Origin of the sequence: Sporichthya sp., from assembly GCF_013815995.1 — a bacterium.
Classification (GTDB): Bacteria; Actinomycetota; Actinomycetes; order Sporichthyales; family Sporichthyaceae; genus Sporichthya.
This window is the reverse complement of the sequence record NZ_JACDFE010000286.1, coordinates 1-4,846: the sequence shown is the minus strand read 5'-3', so window position 1 is coordinate 4,846 and position 4,846 is coordinate 1. Positions and strand designations below refer to the sequence as shown.

4 protein-coding genes and 1 pseudogene are annotated in these 4,846 nt (G+C 72.1%); 4 read left to right on the top strand and 1 reads right to left on the bottom strand.

Features of this window, described 5'->3' with window-relative positions:
- From H0X00_RS21660 to H0X00_RS21645, 4 genes and pseudogenes are all read left to right on the top strand, one after another.
- A pseudogene (locus tag H0X00_RS21660) lies at positions 1–1,065 on the top strand (hypothetical protein); the annotation flags it as partial.
- A 65-nt stretch (positions 1,066–1,130) separates the two neighbouring features.
- Positions 1,131–2,870, top strand: a complete 1,740-nt coding sequence (locus H0X00_RS21655) for a histidine kinase (protein ID WP_293774743.1) — start codon at positions 1,131–1,133, stop codon at positions 2,868–2,870.
- The gene (locus H0X00_RS21650; protein WP_293774742.1) at positions 2,867–3,502 is read left to right on the top strand and encodes a response regulator transcription factor; all 636 of its coding nucleotides are present in this window, start codon (positions 2,867–2,869) and stop codon (positions 3,500–3,502) included. The genes H0X00_RS21655 and H0X00_RS21650 overlap by 4 nt, the downstream gene beginning before the upstream one ends.
- A 276-nt stretch (positions 3,503–3,778) precedes the next feature.
- Positions 3,779–3,973 carry a hypothetical protein gene (locus H0X00_RS21645; protein WP_293774740.1) on the top strand — a complete coding sequence of 65 codons (195 nt, stop codon included), beginning with the start codon at positions 3,779–3,781 and terminating at the stop codon, positions 3,971–3,973.
- Positions 3,974–3,991: 18 nt separating this feature from the next.
- Here H0X00_RS21645 and H0X00_RS21640 read toward each other — a convergent pair.
- A partial coding sequence (locus tag H0X00_RS21640; protein ID WP_293774739.1) for a glycosyltransferase family 4 protein occupies positions 3,992–4,846 on the bottom strand: 855 nt, incomplete at its 5' end.

Sequence of the window (4,846 nt, the reverse complement as noted above, 5' to 3'; positions counted from 1 at the left end):
ATGCAGGCCAAGGCGGTTGCCGACTCCCGCGCCTCCGCCGAGGCCACCAAGGCCGTCGAGAAGGCCCGCGCCGAGGCCGCCCGGATCGCCGCCCTGCAGGCCCGCGCCGACGAGAAGTCGGCCAAGGCCCGCGCCGAGGTGGACGCGAAGGCCTCCCAGGAGGCCGCCAAGGCCGCCGAGAAGGCCGCGCTGGAGGCAGCGCGCGCCCAGGAGCGGGCCCGGATCGTCTCCGAGCGCGCTTCGCACGCCCAGGCCAAGGTCGACGCGCGTCTCGCTGTCGAGGCTGCCAAGGCGGCCAAGGTCAAGGCCGAGATGGACGCCCACCAGGCGGCCGTCAAGGCTCGCGAGGACGCCGAGCTTGCCCGTGTGCAGGCGAAAATCGACGCCGAGGCGGCCCGCAAGGACACCATCGCCAAGGTCGAGAACCTGATCCAGGAAACAAAGATCAAGTCCGAGGCCGACAAGATCGTCAACGAGGCGGTCCGCAACGCCGAGGCCGAGTTCCAGGCTCGCGCCGAGGCCAACCGGCCCGTCTACTACGGCCCCGAGCTCGAGCCCCCCGGCATCGGTTACCTGCACCAGCTGATGGCGATGACCGACACCTTGGCCGCCCCGTCCCAGATCGCCGAAGAACTGGCGTTCGTGGCGATGGAGCACCTGGAGTGCGACGCCGTCGCGATCATGATCCCGGACGGCGACGCGTGGGCGACCGCCTCCGGCATCGGCATCGGCATCGGGCTCAAGGACATCCGCTACCGCCTCGGCGAGGAGCACTGGTTCGTCCGCGAGGTGCTCGGGCGCGAAGAGGTCGCGATCCTGGACGACACGAAGACGATGCAGAACGAGCTCTCGGGCGTCCCGCTGGCGAACTGGCCGTTCCTGGTCGGGCTGCCGATGCCCCGCGCGAACTCGATCCTGGTCGCCGCCCGCACCGGCGCCCCGTTCGAGGGCGACGTGATGGGGGTCTTCTACGAGGGCATCGAGGACTACGTCAACGAGCTGGCGGAGACGCTGGAGACCCGCGACGTGGCCCGCGAGATCCACGCCCGGCGCCGCCGCCGCTGATCCGTCCGGTGCCCGCGCGGCGCGCGCGGGCGGTGCCGGCGTGAGCGATGTGGCAAGTTAGAGCAGTGGCGAGGCGCTCAGCGAGTCTGTTCGCGGCCGCCCCTGGCGTGCCGGCGCGGCTGTTGCGCGTCATCCTGCTGATCGGCTGCACCGCCCTGTGGCTCGTCGGGGACACCCCGACCGAAGACCTGGCCTGGATCGGCGCCGTGACTGCGGCCGCGCTGGCCGCCTCGCTGCTCGAGCGCAACCACCTCGGTGGGCTGGTCGGGCGCTCGGCGGAGGTCATCGTCTGGGCGACCGCGGTGAACGCCACCGGCCACGACCTGTCCCCGCTGCTGCCCTACCTGCTCGCGCCGGTATTCGCCGGTGGCCTGCTGGCCCGGTTCGCCGGGGCCGCGATCGCCGCCGGGGTGGCGGCGATCGCCTTGCTGGTCACCCTCTCGGTCCCCCAGGACGAGCTGGACACCAAGGACTACAGCATCGCCGCCGCCCAGTGGACGGTGATCGCACTGCTCGGCGGTCTGGTCGCGGCCTGGGCCCGGCGATTGCAACAGGCCGCCGGCGACGCGCAGGTCAGCGCTTACGCCGAGGCGCACAGCCTGCTCTCCCAGCTCTACACGGTGACTCGTCAGCTGCCCGGCTCGCTCGACCCGCGGACCACGGCCGAGGGTCTGGTCGAGGCGGTGGCGCGGACGGCACGGTTCAGCGCCGCCGCGGTTCTCATCCGCACGGACGGGGACCGCCTGACCCCGCTGGCCTTCCGCGGCGAGGACCGCCTGGAGTGGGACACCGAACTGGCCGGGGAGAACCCCTTCGCCGACGCCTGGGACTCCGAGGAGGTCCAGCTCCGCCCCGTGGTGTTCGGCCGCGGACCCAACCCACTGCCGCCGACCGACCCGGGCAGCTCCCTGGTGGTGCCGATCCGCATCGGTGACCGGATCACCGGCCTGCTCGGCATCGAGACCCCCGAGATCGACGCCTACGACGAGGCCTGCCGCACCGAGATCGGCGAGCTGGTGTCCAACGCCGCGCTGCGGTTGGAGACCGGCGTGCTCTTCGACCAGATCCGCGAGCTGGCCACGACCGAGGAACGGCGCCGCCTCGCCCGGGAGATCCACGACGGCATCGCCCAGGAGCTGGCCTCGCTCGGCTACATCATCGACGAGACCTCCGCGGTCGCCGCCGAGGCCGGCCAGCCCGACATCGTCGAGGACCTGACCGGACTTCGGCAGGAGATGAGCCGCATCGTCAAGGAACTCCGGCTCTCGATCTTCGACCTGCGCTCGGAGGTGGACCGCTTCGGTGGCCTGGGTGCCGCGCTCTCGGAGTACATCCGCACGATCGGCACGACGTCCGGGTTCACCGTCCACCTCACTCTGGACGAGTCCAGCCGCCGGCTGCCCGCCGAGACCGAGGCCGAGCTGCTGCGGATCGCCCAGGAGGCGATCAACAACGCCCGCAAGCACGCCGGCGCGGACAACCTCTGGGTGACCTGCCGGATCCATCCTCCGGACGCCGAATTGGTGATCGAGGACGACGGTGCGGGCCTCGGCCCGGGGCGCGCGGACAGCTACGGGCTGGAGATCATGAAGGAGCGCGCAGCCCGGACCCGCGCCATGCTCGAGATCCGGCCACGGAACCCCAGGGGTACTTATGTCGGAGTTCGGGTAGGGCTGCCCGGAGGTTCACCGCCACCGGTGGCGGACCGACGTGGCACGCTGGTGCCCGCTCGGACCGGTGCCGAGACCAGCGCCGCCGCAAGCACCATGTCCAGCAGCGGGCAGAGCGAGGAGAGCGGATCATGACCAGCGTCCTGTTGGTGGACGACCACGAACTGATCCGCCACGGCCTGCGCCGGGCCTTCGAGCGCGACCCCGGCTTCACCGTCGTGGGCGAGGCTGGATCGGTCGCCGAGGCGCTGGTGATGATCCGGGCCGAGAAGCCCGAGGTCGTGATCATGGACGTCCGCCTGCCCGACGGCGACGGCCTGGACACGGTGAAGAAGCTCCGCGCCGCCGGGGAGACGATGGGCATCGTCGTGCTCACCATGTACGCCGGTGACCAGCAGCTTTTCGACGCGCTGGAGGCCGGCGCCTCGGGTTTCGTGAACAAGGACGCCCCCGCCGAGGAGGTGCTTGCCGCCGCGCGGCATGCCGCCGCCTCCCCCGGTTCGTTTTCCGCCGCCGACCTGGCCGACGCGATGCGTCGCAAGGCCTCCCAGGGCGGTCCGAAGCTCTCCCCGCGGGAACGGGACGTGCTCAAGCTGCTGGCCGACGGCCTGGCGGTCTCCGGCATCGCCAAGGCGCTGTTCATCAGCGAGTCCACGACCAAGACCCACATCTCCAAGCTCTACGAGAAGCTCGGTGCCGGCAACCGCGCCCAGGCGCTGATGACCGCGATGCGCCTCGGCCTGATCACCGCGGACAAGGCGCCGTAGGCCGCGTCCGCCGCCGGGCCGGCGGAGGCCGTGCCGTAGCCCCCACGTGTGCAACTTCTGCTGCGTTTCGCGCCCATCCGGACCGCTGGATTGGCGCGCATCGCAGCACATGTTGGCTCTAGCGGCGACGCGCATAACGGGGCGTCACTGGACGAATGCGCCGTGTCGCAGCGCCATCGGCCGTTCGGCCCATCTGAGTTTGGCACGTTCCCGCGATACCCCAGGGCCCGCAACGGGGCCACTCTGAGCGCACGCTTTCTCCGAAAAGGAACGTGCATGCCGACCTCGTTGCTCACCAGGATCCGCGGATCGCGCGCGGGTAGCCCGGCCACGCCCCGGGAGTACGTGCTCCTGACCGTCGCCGCCGCCCTGCTGGTCGCGATGGTGTTCCTTGCCCTGGGCCAGCTGGTCGACGACCAGAGGAACTGCGCGAACCGCGCGCAGACCACCGCGTCGGCCACCCGCTGCTGACCGATGTCCGGGGGCGCGTCAGCCCTCGCACAGCTCCAGCAGCCGCTGGGCCTGCAGATCCCAGTTCCACTCCTGCAGCGCCCATTCCCGCCCGGCGGCGCCCATCGCCGCGGCCGCCACGGGATCGGACAGCAGTCCGCTGATCCGATCGGCCACGGCCGCGGGCGACCGGCCGTCCACCACGTGGCCGGTGCGGCCGGCCAGGACGGCGTCCGGAGCTCCTCCGGAGTCCCCGGCCACCACAGCCAGCCCGGTGGCGGAGGCCTCCAGGTAGACCATCCCCAGGCCCTCCACGTCGAGCCCGCGCCGTCGGGTCCGGCAGGGCATCGCGAATACGTCCCCGGCGGCGTACCAGGACGGCAGTTCGCTCCAGGGCACCCCGCCGCTGAAGATGACATCCGTCGCCACGCCGGTGCGCGCAGCCAGGGAGCGCAGCCGGTCGGCGTCGGGGCCGGAGCCGACGATCAGCAACGCTGTGCCGGGCACCCGGGCCCGGATCGCGGGCAGCGCGCGGATGAGGGCGTCCTGGCCCTTGCGCTTCACCAGCCGGGAGACGCAGACCACGACCGGTCGCTCCCCCAGGCCGAGGGCGGCCCGACGCTCCGCCCGGCCGGTCCCGGGGGCGAACTGCTCGGTGTCGACCCCGGCGTGCAACTGGACCAGCTTGGGCCGGTCCGCCGGGGCAACGGCCCGGGAGATCGTCCGGTGCGTGTAGTCGCCGAGGTAGGTCATGACGTCGAGTCCGGCGGCGATCCGGCGCAGCCCGCTGCGCCCGCCCGGCACCAGCGCCCAGCCGGCCTCGTGCCCGTGGGTGATGCCGACCGATCGCTTCACTCCGGCCGAGCGCAGTCCCGGCGCGAGCAGGCCCAGCGG